This window comes from Neisseria sp. 27098_8_158, assembly GCF_041433145.1.
In the GTDB taxonomy this organism is placed as follows: domain Bacteria; phylum Pseudomonadota; class Gammaproteobacteria; order Burkholderiales; family Neisseriaceae; genus Neisseria; species Neisseria subflava_E.
The window spans coordinates 933253-957281 of record NZ_JAPWAZ010000001.1 but is presented as its reverse complement, the minus strand read 5'-3'; the positions used below and the strand labels follow the sequence as shown (position 1 = coordinate 957281).

16 protein-coding genes are annotated in these 24029 nt (G+C 50.3%); 8 read left to right on the top strand and 8 right to left on the bottom strand.

What is annotated here, in order from left to right; translation table 11 throughout:
- Positions 1 to 104: 104 nt before the first annotated feature.
- Positions 105 to 2144, top strand: coding sequence for an ATP-dependent DNA helicase RecG (gene recG / locus O3681_RS04625; RefSeq protein WP_371459392.1), 2040 nt, complete (start codon positions 105 to 107; stop codon positions 2142 to 2144).
- A gap of 64 nt (positions 2145 to 2208) precedes the next feature.
- Here recG and gdhA read toward each other — a convergent pair whose 3' ends face one another.
- On the bottom strand, positions 2209 to 3543 hold the full coding sequence (gene gdhA, locus O3681_RS04620; RefSeq protein ID WP_003745850.1) for an NADP-specific glutamate dehydrogenase: 1335 nt from the start codon (positions 3541 to 3543) through the stop codon (positions 2209 to 2211).
- 415 nt (positions 3544 to 3958) lie between these two features.
- Between gdhA and O3681_RS04615 the strand changes: the two genes are divergently transcribed.
- Positions 3959 to 4753, top strand: coding sequence for a thymidylate synthase (locus O3681_RS04615; protein WP_371459391.1), 795 nt, complete (start codon positions 3959 to 3961; stop codon positions 4751 to 4753).
- A 59-nt stretch (positions 4754 to 4812) separates the two neighbouring features.
- Here the strand turns inward: O3681_RS04615 and O3681_RS04610 are convergent, their stop codons facing one another.
- Positions 4813 to 6252 carry a transferrin-binding protein-like solute binding protein gene (locus O3681_RS04610; protein ID WP_371459390.1) on the bottom strand — a complete coding sequence of 480 codons (1440 nt, stop codon included), beginning with the start codon at positions 6250 to 6252 and terminating at the stop codon, positions 4813 to 4815.
- Positions 6253 to 6614: 362 nt separating this feature from the next.
- Between O3681_RS04610 and smc the strand changes: the two genes are divergently transcribed.
- The gene (gene smc / locus O3681_RS04605) at positions 6615 to 10100 is read left to right on the top strand and encodes a chromosome segregation protein SMC (RefSeq protein WP_371459389.1); all 3486 of its coding nucleotides are present in this window, start codon (positions 6615 to 6617) and stop codon (positions 10098 to 10100) included.
- A gap of 158 nt (positions 10101 to 10258) precedes the next feature.
- Here smc and O3681_RS04600 read toward each other — a convergent pair whose 3' ends face one another.
- The 5 genes from O3681_RS04600 to pmbA all read right to left on the bottom strand — a co-directional run bounded on the left by O3681_RS04600 (position 10259) and on the right by pmbA (position 16823).
- The gene (locus O3681_RS04600; RefSeq protein WP_371459388.1) at positions 10259 to 11665 is read right to left on the bottom strand and encodes a surface lipoprotein assembly modifier; all 1407 of its coding nucleotides are present in this window, start codon (positions 11663 to 11665) and stop codon (positions 10259 to 10261) included.
- A gap of 106 nt (positions 11666 to 11771) precedes the next feature.
- The gene (locus tag O3681_RS04595) at positions 11772 to 12842 is read right to left on the bottom strand and encodes a transferrin-binding protein-like solute binding protein (protein WP_371459387.1); all 1071 of its coding nucleotides are present in this window, start codon (positions 12840 to 12842) and stop codon (positions 11772 to 11774) included.
- A 728-nt stretch (positions 12843 to 13570) separates the two neighbouring features.
- A complete protein-coding gene (locus O3681_RS04590; protein WP_371459386.1) occupies positions 13571 to 14080 on the bottom strand; it encodes a cold-shock protein in 510 nt (169 codons plus the stop codon).
- 154 nt (positions 14081 to 14234) lie between these two features.
- Positions 14235 to 15404, bottom strand: a complete 1170-nt coding sequence (locus tag O3681_RS04585; RefSeq protein ID WP_371459385.1) for a glycosyltransferase — start codon at positions 15402 to 15404, stop codon at positions 14235 to 14237.
- Positions 15405 to 15491: 87 nt separating this feature from the next.
- Positions 15492 to 16823, bottom strand: a complete 1332-nt coding sequence (gene pmbA / locus O3681_RS04580; RefSeq protein ID WP_371459384.1) for a metalloprotease PmbA — start codon at positions 16821 to 16823, stop codon at positions 15492 to 15494.
- Between the two features lie 124 nt (positions 16824 to 16947).
- Here pmbA and yjgA point away from each other — a divergent pair, with 124 nt between their 5' ends.
- The 4 genes from yjgA to O3681_RS04560 all read left to right on the top strand — a co-directional run bounded on the left by yjgA (position 16948) and on the right by O3681_RS04560 (position 21022).
- Positions 16948 to 17481, top strand: coding sequence for a ribosome biogenesis factor YjgA (yjgA, locus tag O3681_RS04575; RefSeq protein ID WP_107723543.1), 534 nt, complete (start codon positions 16948 to 16950; stop codon positions 17479 to 17481).
- A gap of 72 nt (positions 17482 to 17553) precedes the next feature.
- Positions 17554 to 18264 (top strand): hypothetical protein, encoded by a 711-nt coding sequence (locus O3681_RS04570; protein WP_371459383.1) that lies wholly within the window; start codon positions 17554 to 17556, stop codon positions 18262 to 18264.
- A gap of 103 nt (positions 18265 to 18367) precedes the next feature.
- Positions 18368 to 20068, top strand: a complete 1701-nt coding sequence (recJ, locus tag O3681_RS04565) for a single-stranded-DNA-specific exonuclease RecJ (protein ID WP_371459382.1) — start codon at positions 18368 to 18370, stop codon at positions 20066 to 20068.
- An 18-nt stretch (positions 20069 to 20086) separates the two neighbouring features.
- On the top strand, positions 20087 to 21022 hold the full coding sequence (locus O3681_RS04560) for a DMT family transporter (RefSeq protein WP_107723540.1): 936 nt from the start codon (positions 20087 to 20089) through the stop codon (positions 21020 to 21022).
- Between the two features lie 95 nt (positions 21023 to 21117).
- Here O3681_RS04560 and O3681_RS04555 read toward each other — a convergent pair whose 3' ends face one another.
- Entirely contained in the window at positions 21118 to 22596 is a 1479-nt protein-coding gene (locus O3681_RS04555; protein ID WP_070584307.1) for an aldehyde dehydrogenase family protein, read from the bottom strand.
- Between the two features lie 340 nt (positions 22597 to 22936).
- Here O3681_RS04555 and adhP point away from each other — a divergent pair, with 340 nt between their 5' ends.
- On the top strand, positions 22937 to 23980 hold the full coding sequence (gene adhP / locus O3681_RS04550) for an alcohol dehydrogenase AdhP (RefSeq protein ID WP_003681279.1): 1044 nt from the start codon (positions 22937 to 22939) through the stop codon (positions 23978 to 23980).
- The last annotated feature ends 49 nt before the right edge of the window (positions 23981 to 24029 follow it).

Below are 24029 nucleotides of genomic sequence, written 5' to 3'. Positions count from 1 at the left end.
TGTTTCAAGTATTCAGCTTTGAAGGCCGTCTGAAACATTGCGTTCAGACGGCCTTTTTGTTTTCGGATAAAATACAGCAAACTTTAAATCAGCTGCCTTTTAAGATGACGCCCGAAACCCAAAAACAGCTCAAAATTACTGATGTTTCTGCCAAGAAGCTCGACAAGCTCAACCTCCATACTGCATGGGATTTGGTGTTGCACCTGCCGCTGCGTTACGAGGACGAGACGCACATTATGCCGATTAAGGATGCACCGATCGGGGTGCCGTGTCAGGTCGAGGGCGAAGTCATTCATCAGGAAGTGACATTTAAACCGCGCAAACAGCTGATTGTTCAAATCGCCGATGGTTCCGGCAGCATCCTTTTTCTGCGCTTCATCCACTTTTACGCCAGCCATCAGAAGCAGATGGCGGCCGGCAAACGCATTCGCGCCGTGGGTGAAATCAAACACGGGTTTTACGGCGACGAGATGATTCATCCCAAAATCCGCGATGCCGAGAGCAGCGGTTTGGCGGAAAGCCTCACGCCGATTTATCCGACCGTAAACGGCCTGAACCAGCCCACTTTGCGCCGCATCATTCAGACTGCGTTAGACGTTACGCCGCTGCACGACACGCTGCCCGATGCCTTATTAGGCCGTCTGAAACTGCCGCACCTCGCCGAAAGTCTGCGCCTTTTGCATTCGCCGCCGCCGAGTTTCACCATCCACCAGCTTTCCGACGGCGCGCTGCCCGCATGGCAGCGGCTCAAATTCGACGAACTTTTGGCGCAACAGCTTTCCATGCGGCTGGCGCGGCAGAAGCATGTCAGCGGTACGGCGGCGGCATTGGGCGGCGACGGCACGCTGACCCAAGCCCTGCGCCACGCCTTGCCGTTTGCCCTGACCGATGCCCAAGAAAGAGTCGTGTCCGAAATCCGCCGCGATATGGCGCAAACCCATCCCATGCACCGCCTTCTGCAAGGAGATGTCGGCAGCGGTAAAACCATCGTCGCCGCCTTGTCCGCGCTGACCGCCATCGAATCCGGCGCGCAGGCGGCTGTGATGGCGCCGACCGAAATCCTTGCCGAACAGCATTTCATCAAGTTCAAACAATGGCTCGAACCTTTAGGACTCGAAGTCGTTTGGCTCTCCGGCAGCCAGCGCAAAAAAGCCAAAGACGAAGCCAAAGCCAAACTGGCTGATGGCTCTGTCAAAATCGCCGTCGGCACGCACGCCCTGTTTTCAGACGACGTCGAGTTTCAAAATCTCGGCTTGGTGATTGTGGACGAACAGCACCGCTTCGGCGTCGCCCAACGCCTCGCCCTCAAAAACAAAGGGCGCGACGTCCACCAGTTGATGATGTCCGCCACGCCCATCCCGCGCACGCTCGCTATGAGTTTTTTCGCCGACTTGGACGTGTCCGTCATCGACGAATTGCCGCCCGGGCGCACCCCGATTAAAACCCGCCTCGTCAACAACGTCCGCCGCGCCGAAGTCGAAGGCTTCGTCCTCAACATCTGTCGCAAAGGGCAGCAGGCATACTGGGTCTGCCCGCTGATTGAAGAAAGCGAAACCCTGCAACTGCAAACCGCTACCGAAACCCTCGAGCAGCTTCAGACGGCCTTGCCCGAACTCCGCATCGGCTTAGTACATGGGCGCATGAAGGTCGCCGAAAAAGCCGAAGTTATGGCGGAATTTGCGGCAGGTCGTCTGAACGTATTGGTCGCCACCACCGTCATCGAAGTCGGCGTAGATGTGCCCAACGCCGCCCTGATGGTGATTGAACACGCCGAGCGCATGGGCTTGGCGCAGTTGCACCAATTACGCGGGCGGGTAGGGCGCGGCGCGGCAGAAAGTGTGTGCGTCCTCCTTTTTGCCGAACCCTTGAGCGAACTCGCCAAAGCACGGCTAAAAGTCATCTACGAACACACCGACGGCTTTGAAATCGCCCGCCAAGACCTCAACATCCGCGGCCCGGGCGAATTTCTCGGTGCGCGTCAAAGCGGCGTTCCCATGCTGCGTTTTGCCAACCTTGAAGAAGACTTACACCTTTTAGAACAAGCGCGCGAAATTGCCCCATTGTTGATCGAACAAAACCCTGAAATCGTCGAAGCGCATTTGGCAAGATGGCTTTCCAGTAGGGAAGGTTATTTGGGCGTATAAAATTTGCATGAAAAGAAAAAGGCCGTCTGAAAACAGACGGCCTTTAGTTTGGCTGGATAGGGGTTTAGAAACCTTGCGCCAACATGGCATCGGCAACTTTAACGAAACCGGCAATGTTCGCACCATTGACGTAGTTCACTTTGTCGCCGACTTTGCCGTATTTCAGGCAGGATTCGTGGATGTTGTGCATGATGTCAAACAGGCGTTGGTCGACTTCTTCACGAGTCCAAGACAGGCGGATGGCGTTTTGGCTCATTTCTAAACCTGAAGTCGCTACGCCGCCGGCGTTGGACGCTTTGCCTGGAGCGTAGAGGATGCCGGCTTTGATAAATTGTTCGACCGCGCCCAAAGTTGACGGCATGTTCGCACCTTCGGCAACCACATAGCAACCGTTTGCCAGCAGGATTTTGGCGGCATCTGCATCCAATTCGTTTTGAGTGGCGCAAGGCAGGGCGACTTCGGCTGCGATGTTCCACGGTTTTTGGTTTTCAAAGTATTGCAGGCCTTGTTCTTTGGCGTAGGTGGCGACGCGTTCGCGGCGTACTTCTTTCAGCTCGATCAAAGCGGCCAGTTGCGCTTCGGTCATACCGCTGTCAGGGAAGAGGACAAAACCGTTGGAATCGGAAACGGTCAATACTTTTGCACCCAGTTGGATGGCTTTTTCGGCTGCGTATTGCGCCACGTTGCCGGAGCCGGAAATCAACACGCGTTTACCTTCGATGCTGTCGTTGCGGGTTTCCAACATGGCTTGGGCGAAATACACGCAGCCGTAGCCGGTGGCTTCAGGACGAATCAGGCTGCCGCCCCATTCGAGGCCTTTGCCGGTCAGGACGGAAGCAAATTCGTTGCGGATTTTTTTGTATTGGCCGAACAGATAGCCGATTTCGCGGCCGCCTACGCCGATGTCGCCGGCAGGGACGTCGGTGTCGGCGCCGATGTGGCGGTAGAGTTCGGTCATAAAGGCTTGGCAGAAGCGCATTACTTCGGCATCGGATTTGCCTTTAGGGTCAAAGTCGGAACCGCCTTTGCCACCGCCCATAGGCAGGGTGGTCAGCGCGTTTTTGAAGACTTGTTCAAAAGCGAGGAATTTCAACACGCCCAAATCGACGGTCGGGTGGAAACGTAAACCGCCTTTGTAAGGGCCAATGGCGGAACTCATTTGAATGCGGTAACCACGGTTGACTTGGACTTGGCCTTTGTCGTCCATCCAAGTAACGCGGAACATAATCACGCGCTCCGGTTCAACAATACGCTCAAGCAGGCTTTGTTGGGTGTATTTCGGGTTTTTCGCCAAAAACGGGTCGAGGCTCATGAACACTTCTTCAACAGCTTGGTGGAAGGGTTCTTGGTTGGGGTTGCGTTGTTTAAGATTGGTAAACAGGGTGTTCAGGTCAGTCATTTTTCAACTCCTATTGAGTGAGATGTTTCAATATTTATGTTTTGAAATATAGCTGTAAAAATTTTACTTGCCAAGGAAAATTTTGCCTAGATTGTTGACATTATTTTTTTACCAATTTGTAAAAATGGAATTATATTTCAAATTTAATTAAAAATATTTAAATATATTTTCTTAAATATATTTTATTAAAAATAAAATGCTGAGTAATTAAACTAGAAAATGTTGAAAATTTTTTTGTAAAAATTTAATTCAGCTCATAAATTTGTGTAAATTAGCGCTAAATTGTCAACATTGTTAATGAGTGTACTACGCGAATATGGGGAAGGTTGCCCCATTGAAGACAGAGAGGCAGGCCGTCTGAAAATTCGGTACAATACACAAGAAATTCCCACAACACATACATCTAAGGAAACACATGAAAGCCTATCACGACCTTATGCGCCATGTTCTCGACAATGGTATCGACAAATCCGACCGTACCGGCACCGGCACGCGGTCTGTGTTCGGTTACCAAATGCGTTTTGATTTGAGTGAAGGTTTTCCGCTGTTAACCACCAAAAAACTGCATCTGCGTTCGATTATTCATGAGCTGCTTTGGTTTCTCAAAGGCGATACCAACATCAAATACCTGAAAGACAATAACGTTTCCATTTGGGACGAATGGGCGGACGAAAACGGCGATTTAGGCCCGGTTTACGGCTACCAATGGCGCAGCTGGCCCGCTCCCGACGGCCGCCATATCGACCAAATTGCCAATGTGGTGGAACAAATCAAGAAAAATCCCGACTCGCGCCGTCTGATTGTATCGGCATGGAATCCGGCTTTGGTCGACGAAATGGCCTTACCGCCTTGCCACGCGCTGTTTCAGTTTTACGTTGCCAACGGCAAGCTGTCTTGCCAGCTTTACCAACGCAGCGCCGATATCTTCCTTGGCGTACCGTTCAACATCGCCAGCTACGCATTGTTGACCATGATGATGGCGCAAGTATGCGGCTTGGAAGCCGGTGAGTTTATCCATACGTTTGGCGATGCGCATTTGTACAGCAACCATATCGAGCAGGCCCAACTGCAATTAAGCCGCAATTTCCGAAGCCTGCCGACCATGAAAATCAATCCTGAAGTCAAAGATTTGTTTGCCTTCAAATTTGAAGACTTCGAATTGGAAGGCTACGATCCGCATCCGCATATCAAAGCAGCCGTATCGGTGTAATTCAAGTTAAAAAACAAAAGGCCGTCTGAAACTTCAGACGGCCTTTTGTTTAGGCGGGTTTATTGACGTTTCGCGCCATAGCCACCGATTAAGTGTTCGGTTGCATCTTTATTTTTCAAGCCGTAAGTGCCGCCAATTTCTGCAGCATTGGGGCCGTAGAATTTGCCGTTCAGGTTGCCGCTTAACTTGTCATCGGCCGTGCTGACTTTACCGGAGAAGAGGTTGCCGTCTTTCCAGCTTGCCGTACCTTTGAAATCGTAGTTTTTATCTGCTTCGGATACGCGCTTACCATTTTCCAAAGTATGGAAGTGTGAGTTTGACGTTTCAAAACGGACACCTTTGAGGCCGAAATCAACGATAGCCATGACATTGGAAGTCAACTGACGATTGTTCTTGTCGGTAACCACATAGGCAGTGGAAATACCTTTGTAGGTGGCTGTACCTTTTGCAGGCAGGGTAGTGAAGACAGTTTCATCGCCCAAGCTTTGGTAGCCTTGGTATACATGTCCTTTAGGGTCGGTGTAATGTGCGAAGGTTTGATATGTCCAGCCGGCTGCGGAAGGATCATGCAACACAATTTTGGTGCCGTCATCAAAATTGATGACATAAACACCGTCGAATTGTTTATCAAAAACTAAGCCATTTTTATCGGTGCGGAAGTAGGCTAAATTATCGCTGTCAATTTTATTAAAGGTTGCCAGACTAGTGCGATGTTGCAGGCTTTTTTTGTATAAAGAGTCTAATTCTTCGATTTTAGCTTTAATTTCCTTTATTTTGTCATGATCAACTTGACCAGACTCTGAGTTTTGTTCTTTTTTTAGATTTTCTTCTTCAGCTTTTAACTTTTTATGAAGTTCAACAATACGTTCATCCAAAGTTGATTTGCCGTATGCGAATTCGGTATTTTTCTCTTTGCCCGTTTGTTCGCTGACATCAGTTTGAGTATTGCCTTTTGAATATACTTTGGCAATAACAGAAGCGTAGCTTGTCCATGTAGGTTGGGTTGCGTTGCCATCAGTGGTCTTGTTAAATAACACAACGCCGTCCATTTTGACTTCATCATTGCTGTTAAAGTCAATAGAACTGATCAGACCATTTTGGTTACGGTCTTGATTGTCTGTTTGGAACATTTTGCCTGCGGCATCTTTGCGGATTTGTACGTTAGGGTTGGATTGCTGTGCACCTTTGGAGGAGATGAAATGTGTGTGCAAAGGCTGGCTAACATTGGCCGGATCGATTGGAGCTTCATCGGTCAGTTTGGCGAGGTTGTCGGCACTGTTAGTAAGCGTAGTAGACGGAGCTTTCGGAGTGTTGGCATTGCTGTTATTGTTGGTAGGATTGCCATTGTTGCCAGCAGAGTTGCCGGTATTATTGGTAGGAGTCGCGCCGGTGCTTAAAGCAGATGAACCGCCGCCTCCGCCACCACCGCATGCGGACAAAATGGCTGCGCTGATGGCTGTAAAAACGATGGTTTTAAGTTTGGTTTGGATATTTGACATGAGATTCCCTGTATAGTTATTCGCTTGATGAAAAGGTCGGAGAGATCGTTTATCTGATTTTTAAACCTTTAATATCTGATAATAACCATAAATCATAAAAAAATAAACAGTTTGTTTGCATTTCTGTACAAAAATTAATCAAAGGGAAGGTGGTTGGGTGGATATTTTCTTAGTTAATTGTTTTATATGAATTTATTTTGAATATTTTAGTGAGTTCGATAGCTAGTCTGTTTCTTTTTAACAAACTTTTCAGACGGCCTTTTGAAGATAAAAAAGCAGTCGGACTTTCTGGATGCTTTTCTCTCAACGGATAAGCGTATTTCCGTTAAAATACGCCTTCTTTTCCGATTCGAAACATTGCCATGCGCCTGACCCACATCAAACTCTCCGGCTTCAAATCTTTTACCGACCCGACCACGATTCATGTGCCGGGGCAGCTTGTTGCGGTCATCGGGCCGAACGGCTGCGGAAAGTCGAATGTGATTGACGCGGTGCGCTGGGTGTTAGGCGAGGCTTCGGCGAAGCAGCTTCGCGGCGAGAGTATGCAGGACGTGATTTTTAACGGTGCGGCGACGCGCCGTCCTGCGCCGAGGGCTTCGGTGGAACTGGTGTTTGACAACAGCGACCACAGTTTGCAGGGGGCGTGGGGGCAGTATGCCGAGGTGAGCATCAAGCGACAGCTAACGCGTCAGGGAGAATCGACTTATTTCATCAACAATCAGACCGTGCGCCGCCGCGACATTACTGATTTGTTTCTGGGTACGGGCGTGGGCGCGCGCGGTTATGCTGTCATCGAGCAGGGGATGATTTCACGCATCATCGAAGCGCGGCCGGAGGAGTTGCGCGCCTATATCGAGGAGGCGGCGGGCGTGTCCAAATATAAGGAACGCCGTAAGGAGACGGAAGGCCGTCTGAAAGGCACACGCGAGCATTTACAGCGTTTGGGCGATTTGCAGAACGAGTTGGCGCGTCAGGTGGAAAAGCTCGAGAAACAGGCGGAAACCGCCGAACGCTACAAATCCCTGACCGCGCAGTTGAACCAGCAACAGGATTTGCTCGATTACGCCCAATGGCAGCAATCGCTTGCCGCTGCCGACAAAGCGACCGCGCAGCATCAGTCTTTGCAGGCGCAGCAGGACGAAACCGCCGCGCAGGTTCAGGCATTAAACGACGAAGTACACACCTTGCAGACCGCTGAACAGTCGCAGCAGCAGGCGGTACACGAATTGAGCAACAAACGCGGCGTGTTGCGCGAGCAGATTGCCCGTTTGGAAGAACAAATCCGCCATCAGCAAAACCTGCATCAACGCATCGAACGCGACAAACAAGCGGCACAGGCGCAGATTCAGCGCATCCATCAGGAGCAGCAGCAAATCCGCGTGCAGCTTGAAGAAAACGAGTTGCAGGCGGAAGAAAAGCAAACCGAATTGGCAGAGTGGGCGATGCAGGTTGCCGAACACGAAGAGCGTCTGCCCGAATTGGAAGAAGCCCAAGCCACGCTCAACGCCGCCTTCCAAACCCAGCAGGACGAGGCAAACCGCATCCGTCGCGAGTTGGCGTTGAAGCAGCAGCAGCTTGCCCATGCCGAACAAACCGTTGCCAAGCACGAAGAGCGCAAAGGTCGTCTGAAACAGGAAAACCAAGCCCTGAACCTGCCCGACGAAGCGGAAACCGCCGCCGCGCAGGAAGCCGCCGCCTTGTTGCAAAGCCAGCAAGAGCATTACGAAGAACAAATCATTGCCGCCGAAGAAGCCTTACACGCCGCACGTGAGGCGTTTCAGACGGCCTCAAACCGCTTCCAAAGCCTGAAGCAGCAACACATCACCTTGCAGGCGCAGCAGCAGGCGTTGTCGCAAATCCTGTCGCAACAGCAGGAAGCCGCCGACTTCTGGCAGGCAACCGACCACGCCGCCGCGCCGCAACTGTGGCAACACATTACCGCGCCCGCCGAGTGGCAGCACGCCTTGTCCGTCATCCTTGCCGAACGCCTGCACGCTCGCGCCGTGCCGCACGGCTTCGTTCCCCCTACGCCTTTGCCGCAGGGACAGGCGGCATGGCTTTCAGACGACCTTTCCGGCGGCATCAAAAAATCCCTACCCGTACAAGCACTGTTGAACCAAATCCAAGCGCAGCCGCCGTTTCAGACGGCATTGCACCACTGGCTCGACGGCGTATTGTGCGCGCCCGATTTGAGCTACGCCCTCGCGAATCAAAGCGATTTGGGCACGCATCAAATCTGGCTCACGCCCGAAGGTCATCAGATTGATAAAGTCAGCGTCCTGCTCTATGCTAAACCTGAGCAGGAAAGCCTGATTGCCCAAAAAGCACGCCTTGACGGCATCGTGTCCGAATTGGACAACCTCGCCCCCGAACTCTCCGCCGCTGAAGCCGCGTTCAAACAGACGGAGGCCGCCGTGCGCTCGTCCGAAGTGCAGCACAAAAACCTGATGCAGCAGCAACAGCAGCACACGCGCCAATACAGCCAAGCGCAGCAACGCGCCGCCGAACTTCTGGCGCGTACCAACCAAGGGCAAATCCGCCGCGAACACATCGAGCGCGAACTGGCGCAGTTGGCGGAAGAGCAGACCGTGTTGCAACACACGTCCGACGGGCTTTCAGACGACATCGCTACTTTGCAGGAAGCCGCCGCCGAACTCGAACACCAACAGCAAACCACCGCGCACAGCCGCCAGGAGCAGCAAGGTTGTCTGAAACAGGCGCAGCTTGCCCTGTTGGAAGCCAACCGCCAATACGGGCTGGCCGAAGTCGCCGTCCACAAGCTCAACCAGCAAAAACAAAACTACCAGCAGCAAATCGCCCGGCTCGAACAGCAAACCCTGGACTGGCAGGAACGCCAGCAAGAGCTTGCCCTCGCCTATGAAACCGAGTTCCAAAACGACGAGCAGCACATCAAGCTCGACGAGCTGACCGAAGCCGTACACACGCTGGACGAAGAATACATCGCCGTACAGGAAAAACTCGCGCAGATTCAGGAGCAGGGCAGGGAACAATACGCCCGCGTACAAACCCTGCAAACCAAGCTGCCGCAGCTTCAGGCCGCCACCCAAACCGCCCTGTTGCAGCAGCAGGAAGCCCTGATTAACGCCAAACGCTACCATCAAAACCTGACCGAACGCGCCGCCGATTTGGATGCGCTCGAAGCGTTGGCGAAAGAATCGCCGAAAGTGTTGAACAGCAGCATCGGCAGCCTCACCCAGCAAATCGAAGCCCTCGGCGCTGTCAACCTCGCCGCCCTGCAAGAACTCGAAGAAGCGCGCGAACGCGACGGCTACTACCGCAGCCAGAGCGAAGACGTGCAGGCAGCCATCACCCTTTTGGAAGAAGCCATCACCCAAATCGACGACAAAACCAAAGCGCGTTTCAAAGAAACCTTCGACGCCGTCAACGGCAAAGTCCAAACCTTCTTCCCGACCCTGTTCGGCGGCGGCGAAGCCACCCTCAAAATGATAGGCGACGACCTCCTGACCGCCGGCGTGTCCATCATGGCGCGTCCGCCCGGCAAGAAAAACAGCACCATCCACCTCCTCTCCGGCGGCGAAAAAGCCCTCACCGCCATGAGCCTCGTGTTCGCCCTGTTCAGCCTCAACCCCGCCCCCTTCTGCCTTCTGGACGAAGTCGACGCCCCGCTGGACGACGCCAACACCTCGCGTTTCTGCAACCTGGTCAAAGAAATGTCGGCGCAAACCCAGTTCCTCTACATCTCCCACAACCGCCTGACCATGGAAATGGCAGAGCAGCTCGTAGGCGTAACCATGCAGGAAAAAGGCGTATCGCGCATCGTCGCCGTGGACATCAAACAGGCGTTGGAAATGGCGGAGCCGAATTGAGGTAAGAACAAAGGCTGACGATTGAGAAATTCTGATAGCTAGTTACACAATTAAGTGAGCCTGAATGGGGAGAACTTTAATTTTTCCTTAAAGCAATAAAAAGGTCGTCTGAAAACTTTTGGTATAGTTTTCAGACGACCTTTTTATTCACTTCCACTCTAAAACTGTTTGGAAATATCGATAAACAAACGATGCTGGTTTTGACGGTAATAAAAATGATTGCTGTGGACATGTGTCCAACCCCAGTTCAGGCGTGGAGTAAAGCCTTTCCAGGACAACTTTTTATGACCCACTGATAAATGGACGTAGGTTTCACGGTCATTTCGTTTGATATTGAAAATATCTTCTGCCTGATAGCGGCGGTACTGTACAGTGGTATTGAGTGAAGTAACAAGCTTGCCTGACTTGCCCCATGTTTTTGTCCAGCCTGCACGCAGATTTTCATATTTATAGGCATCAGAACGGTCATGCGCACTGTTGTATCCTTTGCCCACGCCAAATACGAAATATTCACCACTCTTACGATAATAGAGGGTTGATATAGAGGCAATATGGTTTGCACCGTTTAAGAATTTTCTTTCTTTATGTTTACGGTAGCCGGACTGCCATGCGCCGAATACTTGCCATTTGGGCGATAACACACGTGAATAGCGCAAAATACCGCCTGATGTATTGGAGTAGGGCTCTGTACCATACCAGCGCTTTTCATAAAATGGCGATAAGGAGACTTCCTGAGTATGATTCCGCCAGCCGGCACCGGTTTCAGCACGCACAGTTAAATCATCATAATCATGCGCATCCCAATAAAATTTGCCACCGGCAGAAAGGTTTTTTTTCCAGACCCAATATCCATTGAGCGGAGTATTTTTTTGTGCAGAAACATCGTAGGCAATACCGTTTGCTGTACGAGGTGCTTCAAACTCAAAACCTCCGTACACACGTTCGCGCGGTGTTCGGGCAATATTATTGTCGCGAACGTAGGAAATGTTACCGTCAAAATTCCAAGATTTATCTTTCTTCAGAAATTTATCAAATTCATTCAAGTATTGCAGTGTTGGTTCAGGTAGGTCGGGAGTTTTGCGGACTTCCTGTAACTCTTTTGCTGCGTCACGCATTTTTCCGTCTTGTGAAAGGGTTAATGCCAATTGTAGGCGTACAGGAGAGTAGTCAGGATGATTGGCAAGGATATTCCGCAAATCCTGTTCTGCTGCTTTGTACTTTCCATCTGCACGGGAAAGAATCGCACCTGCATAGGAAGCCATGGTTTCGTCGTGTCCGGTCATGCGACGATAGAGTGGCAATAGGAAACGGATGTTGTCAATATTTTGGCGTGCAAGGGCGGTATCCATTGCATCGGTTAAGATTTCAGGTTGTTGGAGCAATTCTTCTGATGACATGGAAATTTGTTGTTGCTCAACCTGATTGTCTTCTTGCAGAGTTTGTTTTTCAGCCTGGCGGATTTGATTATGGTTTAGATCGGGCTGAATTTCATCGTGTGGTGTGGGCGCAGCTGAGGCATAGTGTACCGCAGCGCATAAAATTAAAGCCAAAGTTGGATAGCGCATATTTTTTATTTCGTTTTGGGGCGTTTGAACATGGTAAAAATTCTTTCAGACGGCCTCTTGGTAAAACAAACCGCCCGGCAGATGCCGGACGGTTGAAAACGGCAGATTATTGTTTTTTCGCGCCGAAAGAGCCTTGGTAAACACCACCATCATGCTCAGCACTAAAGACACCGCCTAGTTCTGCAGCTTTAGGGCCAAAGAAATTCCCCTTCATACGGATACCGTCTTGCTCGCCGCTGAAGGATGAGCCGGAAATTTTACCGGAAACAGGAATATCATTTACATAACCAATCAGGCCTGAGATGGTTTTACGACCGAAATCAACATTAAATTTAGATGTGCTTGTTGTATAAGCTGCACCTTGAAGCAGAATGGCATCACCGACATAAGATGCTTTACCAGAAGTTGGCATAGCATCTGCACCACTAGTTGGCGTAATATTACCAATAGCAAAAGAATCATGATGAAGTGTTGGTTGATAAGTAGGGCTAATAATGCCGACAGTTTGTGCACCGAATTGAACATGGCTGTATTTACGTCCGCTCAAGACAGTTTGACGGGTAGACATTTTATCTTCGGTAGGAGCAGTTTCTCTATAGAAGATAAATGCTGCATTGGCTTTTGATAAATCAATTTTACGGCCGTCAATGGTAACACTAGCATTCATCTTGCCTTGAGGAGTAACGTATTTTGCAGTGTTATAGGATGCATTTGTTGAAGTCATTGCATTACCGCCAACAGCTGTGCTAGGTGTTGGTTGAGACGGAGTGGTCGGTTTAGCCGGAGTTACAGGATTAGCTGGTTTAGTCGGAGTAGTCGGTTTAGTCGGAGTCACAGGAGTGGTCGGTTTAGCCGGAGTCACAGGAGTGGTCGGTTTAGCCGGAGTCACAGGAGTGGTCGGTTTAGCCGGAGTCACAGGAGTGGTCGGTTTAGCCGGAGTTTCAGGAGTGGTCGGTTTAGCCGGAGTTTCAGGAGTGGTCGGTTTAGCCGGAGTTTCAGGAGTGGTCGGTTTAGCCGGAGTTTCAGGAGTAGTTGGTTTAGCTGGAGTTGTAGGTTTAGAAGGAGTAATCGTATTAGAAGGGTTGATATCTGGACCGCTCTCACCATTGCTACTACATGCAGTTACCGCGAACAAAGCGGCGCAAACCAAAGCTGTCGTTTTGATTTTTGTATTCATAAGTTTGAATCCTTAAGTATTTGAATATCGGTTAAATCTGGTTAATGACTTTTACGGTCAAAAAAAATTCTACAACAAATACATACATAAACAAACAGATAAGATAGAAAGTGTAGGAGGAAACTATTAGGGTAATAATGAAATTTAAATATTTCTTTTATGAAATCAAGATATTATGTATTTTGATATTTTTGAATATTTTTTTGATGTTGTAGGAAAGATACAATATATAAAACAAAATGTTATCAAAAATTAAGAGGAATTAAGTCAGGGTAATATGTATAGTCTTACGTAATAGCGTGTCAAATGCTTTTATTTAATAAACTGTTAACAAACTGTTTAGAGTGTGCCTCAAGTTTGTTTATATTTTTTCAGAGATAAATTAAGTCTTTGAAAATATTCTGTTAAATTTGAAAGGGCTATATTTTAATCAGATTCAAATTGGGTATATTTGATTGCATCAATAAATCTATTTTATTGACGATTAAAATATGGAGTATTTGAGTAGTTTGGATTTGTTTTATACATGGTGCTTATTTCTATCTGGATGGATAGCGTCAGAGAAGCATATTTTGAACATGGCAAATTGAAGTGTTTTTATTTTCAATGAAAAACTGCCTTCGTGCATTAAATATGCAGAAGGCAGTTTTTTAACGTTGGCTTGCTATATTTGAAATTTTGATAAAAAGGTTTTGATATAAAAGGATTTTAATCTGATATAAATATTATTATTGTTTCGACGCATCATCTTTGGTGCGTTGAGGCTGCCCCGAGCGTTGGTTGCTGCCGTTGACGGCATCGCGCCATGCTTTGCGTTCGGCTTCGATTTTGGCGGCTACTTCGTGAACCATAGTTTCTTGTTTTTTGACGGCTGGCTCTTCCGGTTTGTTATCGGAAAAGTGGAGGCCGTACCACAAGGCGGCGAAAATGCTGCAGACGAAGATAACGGCAATCAGGCCGATGATGGCCTGTTTGCCTGCGAGGGGTTTTTCGGGGGGAGGGACGAGGACATCGAAGCAGTCGGCGCAATCGAGGGCGAAGCAGACGTTTTCGGCTTCTTTGCGGCCGCGTCGGCCTTCTGTGATGTTGAAGGAGATGTGTTGCCCTTCGGCCGGAAGGCGGGTAAGGGTGGTGAAGGCGGCAAGGGCAAGAAAGATTTCTTGGCCTGTATCTTCTATGGTAGCGGCTCCGAAGCCGCGCTTGTTGTTCCAGCGAGTAATCGTTCCGTAATAGCGCATAATGTATGTAGGGATATTATTATAGGTAACAGTTTTTTCTTTGACTGATTTTAAATCAAAAAGTTTAGTTATTGTCTTAATTTTACACTAGATTTGTCTTGTTGGAAGTGGGCAGGCCGTCTGAAGGATTTCAGACGGCCTGTATGGTTTATGCCTACTTATTAAGCACTTTTTGGAAGGTGTCGATCAGGTGTTGCGCAATGGCACGGCTGCCGAATTGTTGCAGGCAATCTTGGCGCAAGCGGACGGGATCGTATTGTGCATGGTTTTCGTAGAGGGTGAGCAATGCTTTGGTCAGTTCCGGTATGTTTTCGATTGGCACCAGCAGGCCGTTGTCGGATGTGACGATGGATTCGGGGCCGCCGCAACGTGTGGCGATAACGGGCAAACCTTGTGCCAGTGCTTCGATATAGACGACGCCGAAGGTCTCGGTACGGCTGGCGAGGACGAATGCGTTGCTGTGGCGCATGAGATCTAAGGTTTGGTCGGTGGTTAATGCGCCGGTAAAGGTAACGGCGTGATTGATGCCCAAGTCGCTTGCCAGTTGTTTCAGACGGCCTTCTTCTGCGCCACCGCCGCCGATTTTGAGTTTGAGCTGCGGATAGGTTTTGAGTGCTTCGGCAAAAGCAGGCAGGAGCAGGTCGTGGCCTTTGAGGTGGCGCAGATGGGAGACGCTGCAGAAGGTGAAGTCTTGATTGTTTTTTTCGGGGAACTCGAAATCCTGTTCAAAATTGCCGCCCAGCATATTGGGCAGGTATTGCCAGTCTGTACCGGCGTAGGTTTTTTCGAGAATGCGGCAGAAATCACGGCTGACTGCGAACCGGGCGGCGCTGTGGCGCACGGCTTCGTGCATGGACGGCCATTGGTTTTTGCGGACAAGGCCGCGTGAAATGGCGCTACTGTGTTCGGTAATCACATAGGGAATGCCGTATTTTTTGAAGATGGCGCAGGCCAAAATGCCGGCATAGTTGACGCAATGGGCGTGAATTACGTCGGGTTTACCGTTGTCGGCGATATAGGCTTCAAAAGCTTTCATGCCTGCATTAACCCAGCGGATGCGGTCGATATCGACAACCGGGCAGCGCGGGAAGAAATACATGCTGTCGTAGGCGTAAGTGTTGAGTCCGCCTTGCTGATGGCGACGCAGGCCGTAGAAGCGCGAGAAGATGGTTTTCGGCTGGCTTCTCAAGTAGCGGAACATGGGTACGACCATGCCGATTTTCATGCCTTCGCGTTGCAGGGCTTGGGCTTGGAGGCGGAAAAAGATTCCGTCCACGTCGGTTTCGGAAGAAGGATACCAAGAGGGGATAACGACAATATGCATGATGTGTTTTTTATAGAAGTAGATAACGGCGAGGCCGTCTGAAAAGAAAAGATATCTTTCAGACGGCCTTTTGTCTATTTAGTTCAATCAGTTGCCGGCAACCGTCATTTTGGAAACCAAGATGGAGCCGATTTGGTTGGACGAACGGCGTAATGCGTCGTCTGCCACGCCGGTGATGTCGCGGTACATATCCTGCAACCGTCCGGCAATGGTGATTTCCTGAACCGGATAGGCAATGACGCCGTTTTCCACCCAAAAACCGGCCGCGCCGCGCGAGTAGTCACCGGTAATGCCGTTGACGCCTTGTCCCATCAATTCGGTAACCAGCAAACCTGTTCCCATTTCTTTCAACAGGTCAGCCTGCGTGGCATGTGTGTGGTTCAGATACAGATTGTGCGCGCCGCCGGCGTTGCCCGTTGTCTGCATGCCGAGTTTTTTCGCGCTGTAACTGCTGAGGAAATAGCCTTCGACTATGCCGTCTTTCACCACGAAACGCGGCTGCGTGGCCACGCCCTCGGCATCAAAATAAGTGCTGCGGAACGAGCGCAGGATATGCGGTTCTTCACGCAGACTCAGAAATTCGGGCAGCACTTGTTTGCCGATGCTGTCAATCAGGAAGCTGCTTTGACGGTAGAGCGCGCCGCCGCTGAGTGCGCCGATAAGGTGGCCGATTAAACCGACGGCGACAGTGGTGTCAAACAGTACGGGATAGCTGCCGGTCGGAACGCTGCGGCTGTTCAGACGGCGTAAAGTCCGTTCGGCTGCGGTTTCGCCGATGAGTTCGGGCGCGTCCATGTCTTCGTGACGGCAGGAAGAATCATACCAATAGTCGCGCTGCATGCCGTGTTCGTCGCTGGCGACCACGCTGCAAGAAATGCTGTGGTGCGTGCTTTGCTGGTGTGCGGCAAAGCCGTGGGTGTTGCCGTAGACGTATTGGTAATGGCCGGTATGAACCGATGCGCCTTCGGAATTTTCAATGCGTTTGTCCGTTGACAGCGCGGCCTGTTCGCATTGCTTGGCCAAATCAATGGCGGATTCGGTACTCAAATCCCATTCGTGGTAGCGGTCGAGGTCGCCGATATAGGTTGCCATCAAGGCAGCATCGGCAAGGCCAGAGCAATCGTCTTCGGCGGTATAGCGTGCAATATCGATGGCAGCTTTGACCGTATCTTGCAGGGCGCGTTCGGAGAAGTCGGCCGTACTGGCGCGGCCTTTGCGTTGGCCGACATAGACCGTAATGTCTAGAGATTTATCTTGTTGGAACTCGATTTGTTCGATTTCGCCCAAGCGCACGCTGACGCTTTGGCCGAGCGACTCGCTGAAATCGGCTTCGGCCGAGGTGGCGCCGGATTGTTTGGCCAAATCCAGCGTGTGTCCGCACAAGCGCAACAGCTCGTCCGGTGTGTGGTTAAACAGCATAAAAAGGTTTCCTGACAGGGTTTTGCGGCATTTTAACCGTTTCAGACGGCCTCTGCAAAAATCGCACGGAAAGGCCGTCTGAAAACTGATAAAATAGGCAGATTCAGAAAATCAGGGAAACACAATGTTTGAACAAGAAGACGAATGGGTCAGCAAAACCCAAATGAAAAAGCAGATGAACGATTTGCAGGCTTTGGGTATGGAATTGACCAAGCTTTCCAGCGATACGCTGAAAAAAATCGGCTTGGACGAAGAGCTGTTCGAGGCCATCGTTACCTATAAAAAAATCACGTCCAACAGCGCACTCAAACGCCAAGCCCAATTTATCGGCCGCCTGATGCGCGATACCGACCCTGCGCCCATCGAAGCCTATTTGGCCAAACTGCGCGGCGACAATACGGCACACAATGCCTTTTTGCAACGCGTCGAGCAGGTGCGTACTCGACTGTTGGCAGACGATGGCGCGATTACCCAATTTATGGCCGATTTTCCGCAAGCCGATGCCGGCAAATTGCGTACCTTGATCCGCAACACCAAAAAAGAGCAGGAACAAAACAAACCGCCGAAAAACTTCCGCGCGCTGTTCCAAGAAATTAAAGCAGTGATGGAGGCCGGTCAATCCGATGCTTCAGAAGAAGGGCAGGATTGGGAAGAATAAACCCTTAAGGCCGTCTGAAAACGGATTGCGGTTTTCAGACGGCCTGTATCGTAATGCCGAAGGAGGATGACCATGAAATTTCGCCGCTTTGTACCTGCCTTGTTAATTAGTGCACTAACCCTGAATGGTTGTACTGTCTTTCTTTGGGGAGAGAACAACCCGTTCCATAAAACCACAACCGAAAAAACCGTTGCCAAAGACAATATTCAAGCATTTGGCGTGGTTGCCAAAGACAATACGCAATTGGAAACAGGCAGCTTGGTCATGATGGGCAAAAAATATTGGTTTGTTGTTAATCCTAGAGATTCGGCCAAGTTGAAGGTGGTCTTGGATGTTAAATTGGACAAACAGTTTCAAATGGTTCAGCAAAACCCAAGATATGCGTATAAGGCTTTGCCGGTCGAATTGAAATCCCCTGAATCGCAAACTTTCCGCTCAAAATTCTGTCTGCGTTACGATACTCAAAAAGCTGCCGAGATTGCCAAGTTGAAACAGCTGGCGTTCAAGCCGGTCGAACTCGATGACAAAACTGTCTACACGCGGTGTATTTCTACCGAAGGTCATTATTACGCAACGCCGAAAAATGTTGCCGAAGACCGCCGTTTTGACACTGCCGTTCCTGTCAGAATTTATTATACGGAAACCAAAAAAAGCACCGACGTTCAGAAGTTGACGGAGAATATTCTGCAAACACCATTCACATTGGCTTTGGATGCAGTCGGCGCAGTGATAGCAGTCCCCTATGTCGTAGTCAGTGAAATTATCGATGCTTCACGCAAATAATATCCCAGGCCGTCTGAAAACGGATTGCAGGTTTCAGACGGCCTGGCCCTTAAAATAAACGCTTCAAAAATATTAATTTTCTCTCTATTTAATCCCACACACTATGTCCGTCAAAATCCAAACACGTTCCATTAATCCGACAGTTTTTAACGACTTGCTCACTGCCGGTACCGATCCTTTGATTGCGCGGCTGTGTGCTGCGCGTGATGTGCAAAGTCCGGCCGAGTTGGACGACAAGCTTGCTGCGCTTTTGCCGTATCAAACGCTGACAAACTGCGAAGCCGCCGCCGGACGTTTGGCGGATGCGATTGAGCGTCAGGAAAAAATCCTGATTGTCGCCGACTACGATGCCGACGGTGCGACGGCGTGTTCCGTCGGTATGAGCGGTTTGGCGGCGATGGGGGCGAAAGTGGATTTTCTCGTGCCCAACCGCTTCGAACACGGCTACGGCTTGACGCCCGAGCTTGCCGAAATCGCCGCCGCGCAAGGCGTGGATTTGCTGATTACGGTCGATAACGGCATCGCCAGCATTGCAGGCGTGGCGCGTGCGCAGGAATTGGGTTTGGATGTGATTGTGACCGACCACCATCTGCCTGCCGAGACCGTGCCCGACTGCATCATCGTCAATCCGAACCAAAAAGGCTGCGGTTTCCAAAGCAAAAGCTTGGCGGGCGTGGGCGTGATTTTTTATGTATTGATGGCTTTGCGTGCCGAACTGCGCCGCCGCAATTATTTTTCAGACGGCCTAAAAGAGCCGAATCTGGGCAACCTTTTGGATTTGGTCGCACTCGGCACTGTCGCCGATGTCGTCACTCTGGACCACAACAACCGTATCCTCGTGTCTCAAGGTTTGAAACGGATGCGTTTGGGCAAAATGCGCCCGGGTATCCGCGCCTTGTTTGAAGTGGCGCGACGGGATTGGCGCAAGGCTCAGCCGTTTGATATGGGCTTTGCGTTGGGGCCGCGCATCAATGCGGCCGGACGGCTGGACGATATGTCGGTCGGTATTGCCTGTCTGTTGGCGCGAGATGATGCCGAGGCGCAGGAACTGGCGGCGCAGTTAAACAACCTCAATATCGAGCGCCGCGAAATCGAGCAATCCATGCTACAAGACGCGCTGAATGATTTTCCTGAAACCCTGCCTTCAGGGCAGACGACTTTGGTGGCGTATCGCGACGACTTCCATCAAGGCGTGGTCGGCATCGTTGCCAGCCGCCTCAAAGACCGTTTTTATCGTCCGACCATCGTGTTTGCGCCTGCCGACAACGGCGAAGTGCGCGGTTCGGGACGCTCCATTCCCAATCTGCACCTGCGCGATGCTTTGGACTTGGTGTCCAAACGCCATCCCGATTTGATTTTGAAATTCGGCGGACACGCGATGGCGGCGGGTTTGAGCATACTTGAACACAATATTCCCGCGTTTCAGACGGCATTTGAAGAAGCCGTGCGTGAGATGGTGTGCGAAGACGATTTGTCGCAAACCTTCATCACCGACGGCAGCCTGCCTGCACGCGACATTACGCTGGAACAGGCGCAAAACCTTGCTAAACACGTTTGGGGGCAGGGCTTCGCGCCACCGAGTTTTACCGACGAATTTCACGTCATCCGCCAGCAACCTTTGGGCGCAGAAGGCAAACATAAAAAAGTCTGGCTACAAAAAGACGGCTACGAATTTGAAGCCATGTTTTGGCGTTGCAGCGAAGACATTCCCGAATACATCCGCACGGTGTACCGCCCCGTAGCCAACGAATGGCGGAACAATCTCGAATTGCAGCTTTATATCGACTACTGGGAAGCCGCGTAAGTAAAGGCCGTCTGAAAAATGAAGAAACAAAAACCTTGGCTCGGCTTTTCATTGGCGCTGCTTGCCACCATGACTTGGGGTTCGCTGCCGGTTATCGCACAACAGGCCTTAAAAGCCGTCGATGCGCCCACGCTGGTGTGGATACGCTTTTTAGTGGCGTCGCTGGTGTTGTTTGCGTTGTTGGGGCTGACCGACAAGCTGCCGAGGCCGTCTGAATTTTCCAAGCAAACCTTATTTTTATTGTTGCTGGGCATTATCGGCATTTCCGCCAACTTCGTTCTCGTTGCCATGGGTTTGCACTATATTTCTCCGACAACCACGCAGGTGTTGTGGCAGCTTTCTCCCTTTACCATGATTTTGGTCGGCGTTGGCGTGTTTAAAGAAGCCTTTACGCACTGGCAAAAAATTGGCTTGATGCTTTTGCTGACGGGTTTGGTCATGTTTTTCAACGACAAATTCGGCGAACTTTTCAGCTTGGGTAGCTACGCGGTCGGCGTGATGATGGCGGCTTCGGGCAGCATGATTTGGGTGTGTTACGGTGTGGCGCAAAAACTTTTGTCCAAACATTTCAATTCGCAACAAATCCTGCTCATGATTTATTTTTGCAGCAGCTTTGTTTTCCTGCCATTTGCCGAACCGTCTCAAATCGCCCATATCGGCAATCCGTTTTTATGGGGCTGCTTTATCTATTGCTGCCTGAACACGCTGATCGGCTACGGTTCATTCGGCGAAGCTCTCAACCATTGGGACGCTTCAAAAGTCAGTATCGTCACCACATTGATTCCCGTATTCACCATGATATTTTCCACCATCGGCCATCATCTCGCCCCCGATTATTTTGCCGCTTCGGATATGAATATCGTCAGCTATGTGGGTGCCATGGTGGTTGTGGCCGGGGCATTGCTGGCTGTGGCCGGAGAGAAAGTGATGGAGCTTTTTTTGAGAAAGATATAAAGCATTTATTGCGAAACAGAATAAAGCAAGGCCGTCTGAAACAGGTTTCAGACGGCCTTTATATTTTCTAAATCAGATTAATGTGAATCGCCGAATCAATAGAAGCCTTCGCGTTCTTCACGGGTGCTGATGTAGATGTTTTTCACTTGGGTGTAGGCGGCGAGCATCATTTTGTGGGTTTCTCGGCCGATACCTGAAGTTTTGTAGCCGCCAAACGGCGCGCCGGCAGGCAGGCGGTTGTAGCAGTTTACCCAAACGCGGCCGGTTTCCAATGCGTTGGAAACGCGCAGGCAGCGGTTGATGTCGGTACTCCAAACTGCGCCGCCCAAGCCGTATTCGCTGTCGTTGGCCATTTTGATGACTTCTTCTTCGGTTTTGAATTTAATCACGGTGGCAACCGGGCCGAAGATTTCTTCTTGGGAAACACGGGCTTCGTTGCTGGCCTCAATCAAAGTCGGTTCGACAAATTCGCCTTTGCCCAATTCGCCTTCGATTTTTTTACCGCCGGTAATGATGCGGCAGCCTTCTTGTTCGCCGATTTTGACGTATTTCAAAATGGTCTCGAGTTGACCGGCATTGACTTGAGAACCCATTTGGGTGTCGTCTTCCCAAGGCAGGCCGACTTTGATTTTTTTGAATTCTTCAGCCAAAGCATTGACGAATTTGTCGTAAATGCCTTCTTGTACAAAAATGCGCGAACCGGCGCAGCACACTTGGCCTTGGTTGAACAAAATACCTTTTTGCGCGCCTTCGAGGGCTTTGTCGAAAGGCATATCGTCGAAGAAGATGTTGGCAGATTTGCCGCCCAATTCCAAAGTGGACGGAATCAGTAATTCAGCAGCAGCGATGCCGACGCGGCGGCCGACTTCGGTTGAGCCGGTAAAGGCCAGTTTGTTGAAGCCTTTGTGGTGCAGCATGTATTCGCCGGATTTGGAACCGCGGCCGGTAATCACGTTCAACACGCCTTTAGGCAGCAAGTGGTTGATTTTTTGAGCGAGGGACAACAGGCTCAATGAAGTGCTGGAAGAAGGGTGGATGACGATGGTACAACCTGCGGCCAATGCCGGAGCGATTTTCCATGCGGCCATCAAGAATGGGAAGTTCCAAGGAATGATTTGGCCGACAACGCCGATCGGTTCGCGCAAAACGATGGACAGGTCTTCGGCGTCAAGCTGGGTCGCAGTGCCTTCTTCGCCGCGGATCACGCTGGCGAAATAGCGGAAATGGTCGGAAGCCAAAGGCACGTCGGCGGCACGGGTTTCGCGGATCGGTTTGCCGTTGTCCAAGGTTTCTTGCAGGGCAAACAATTCGGCGTTTTCATCAATCACATCGGCGATTTTGTTCAAAATGGCCGCGCGTTCGGCAGTCGTGGTTTTGCGCCATGTTTTGAATGCTTCTTGTGCAGCGGCTACGGCAGCATCGACATCAGCATCGGTTGCGTCTGTGAACTTGGCCAACTCATCGCCATTGGCAGGGTTGTAAGAGGATAAAAGTTTGCCTTCGCTACCTTTCGTCCATTCGCCGTTGATTAAAAGACCATATTCTTTATCAAACACATTTAAATCTTTTGCCATAATGCTGTCTCCTTAATGAATGGGAATAGGTGGTTCAACACCATGAAAGCAGCTTATGCTTTTTTCTTTTTAAGTTCAAGTACTAAAAATGAGAATGTTCTTAAAATTTACATTTGCAATGTTGTTTCATGTAGCAGGCCGTCTGAAAAATTAAGGATTTGATTGAAATGAAAGTGCATTTGTTAATATATTTAAAGATTCAGGCGGCCTGAATAGGATTTGTTATGGTATAACATCATAACTCGTTGTTTTGAAAAAGATTATGGGTTGACGGCTTAGGGTATGGGGAGTATTCTCATTCATAGCTAAACAGTTTTTCAACACCCTAGGAGACTCTCTCATGAAAATGCATGCTGTGGTAGTAAATAAAGATGTAGCAGGTGATGTAGAAGTTGTTGAACGCGAACTGCGTCCGCTGGAATACGGTGAGGCGTTGGTGGAAGTCGAGTATTGCGGCGTGTGCCACACCGACTTGCACGTTGCGGCAGGCGATTACGGCGACAAACCGGGTCGCGTATTGGGACACGAAGGCATCGGTTTGGTTAAAGAAGTTGCCGACGGTGTGAAAAATCTGAAAGTCGGCGACCGTGTCAGCATCGCATGGCTGTTCCAAAGCTGCGGTTCTTGCGAATACTGTAATACCGGCCGCGAAACCTTGTGCCGCTCTGTATTGAACGCAGGCTATACTGCCGACGGCGGCATGGCGACCCACTGTATCGTGAGTGCCGATTATGCGGTCAAAGTTCCTGAAGGCTTGGATCCTGCGCAAGCTTCCAGTATCACTTGTGCCGGCGTAACTACTTATAAAGCCATTAAAGTTTCCGGCGTCCGTCCGGGCCAATGGATTGCGATTTACGGCGCAGGCGGTTTGGGCAACTTGGCGGTTCAATACGCGAAAAAAGTGTTTGGCGCGCACGTTGTTGCCATTGATGTTAATGACGACAAACTGGCTTTTGCCAAAGAAACCGGTGCGGATTTGGTAATCAATGCTGCCAAAGAAGATGCGGCTCAAGTCATCCAAGAGAAAACCGGTGGCGCACACGCAGCCGTTGTAACAGCCGTATCCGCTGCTGCCTTCAATTCAGGTGTTAACTGCGTCCGCGCAGGCGGTCGTGTCGTTGCAGTTGGCTTGCCACCTGAGTCTATGGATTTGTCTATCCCTCGCTTGGTATTGGACGGCATCGAAGTGGTCGGCTCTTTGGTCGGTACCCGCAAAGATTTGGAGGAAGCATTCCAATTCGGCGCAGAAGGTTTGGTTGTGCCTAAAGTCGAGTTGCGTGCTTTGGATGAAGCGCCTGCCATCTTCCAAGAAATGCGCGAAGGTAAAATTACCGGCCGTATGGTGATTGATATGAATAAAGAGTGCAGCTGCATTCATCACTAATCAAATGATTCTGTGACAAAAAGGCCGTCTGAAAAATTTCAGACGGCCT

Excerpts from the sequence above, each read along its gene's own strand:
- recG (WP_371459392.1), top strand. The coding sequence starts at position 105 with ATGACGCCCGAAACCCAAAAACAGCTCAAAATTACTGATGTTTCTGCC.
- gdhA (WP_003745850.1), bottom strand. The coding sequence starts at position 3,543 with ATGACTGACCTGAACACCCTGTTTACCAATCTTAAACAACGCAACCCC.
- O3681_RS04615 (WP_371459391.1), top strand. The coding sequence starts at position 3,959 with ATGAAAGCCTATCACGACCTTATGCGCCATGTTCTCGACAATGGTATC.
- O3681_RS04610 (WP_371459390.1), bottom strand. The coding sequence starts at position 6,252 with ATGTCAAATATCCAAACCAAACTTAAAACCATCGTTTTTACAGCCATC.
- smc (WP_371459389.1), top strand. The coding sequence starts at position 6,615 with ATGCGCCTGACCCACATCAAACTCTCCGGCTTCAAATCTTTTACCGAC.
- O3681_RS04600 (WP_371459388.1), bottom strand. The coding sequence starts at position 11,665 with ATGCGCTATCCAACTTTGGCTTTAATTTTATGCGCTGCGGTACACTAT.
- O3681_RS04595 (WP_371459387.1), bottom strand. The coding sequence starts at position 12,842 with ATGAATACAAAAATCAAAACGACAGCTTTGGTTTGCGCCGCTTTGTTC.
- O3681_RS04590 (WP_371459386.1), bottom strand. The coding sequence starts at position 14,080 with ATGCGCTATTACGGAACGATTACTCGCTGGAACAACAAGCGCGGCTTC.
- O3681_RS04585 (WP_371459385.1), bottom strand. The coding sequence starts at position 15,404 with ATGCATATTGTCGTTATCCCCTCTTGGTATCCTTCTTCCGAAACCGAC.
- pmbA (WP_371459384.1), bottom strand. The coding sequence starts at position 16,823 with ATGCTGTTTAACCACACACCGGACGAGCTGTTGCGCTTGTGCGGACAC.
- yjgA (WP_107723543.1), top strand. The coding sequence starts at position 16,948 with ATGTTTGAACAAGAAGACGAATGGGTCAGCAAAACCCAAATGAAAAAG.
- O3681_RS04570 (WP_371459383.1), top strand. The coding sequence starts at position 17,554 with ATGAAATTTCGCCGCTTTGTACCTGCCTTGTTAATTAGTGCACTAACC.
- recJ (WP_371459382.1), top strand. The coding sequence starts at position 18,368 with ATGTCCGTCAAAATCCAAACACGTTCCATTAATCCGACAGTTTTTAAC.
- O3681_RS04560 (WP_107723540.1), top strand. The coding sequence starts at position 20,087 with ATGAAGAAACAAAAACCTTGGCTCGGCTTTTCATTGGCGCTGCTTGCC.
- O3681_RS04555 (WP_070584307.1), bottom strand. The coding sequence starts at position 22,596 with ATGGCAAAAGATTTAAATGTGTTTGATAAAGAATATGGTCTTTTAATC.
- adhP (WP_003681279.1), top strand. The coding sequence starts at position 22,937 with ATGAAAATGCATGCTGTGGTAGTAAATAAAGATGTAGCAGGTGATGTA.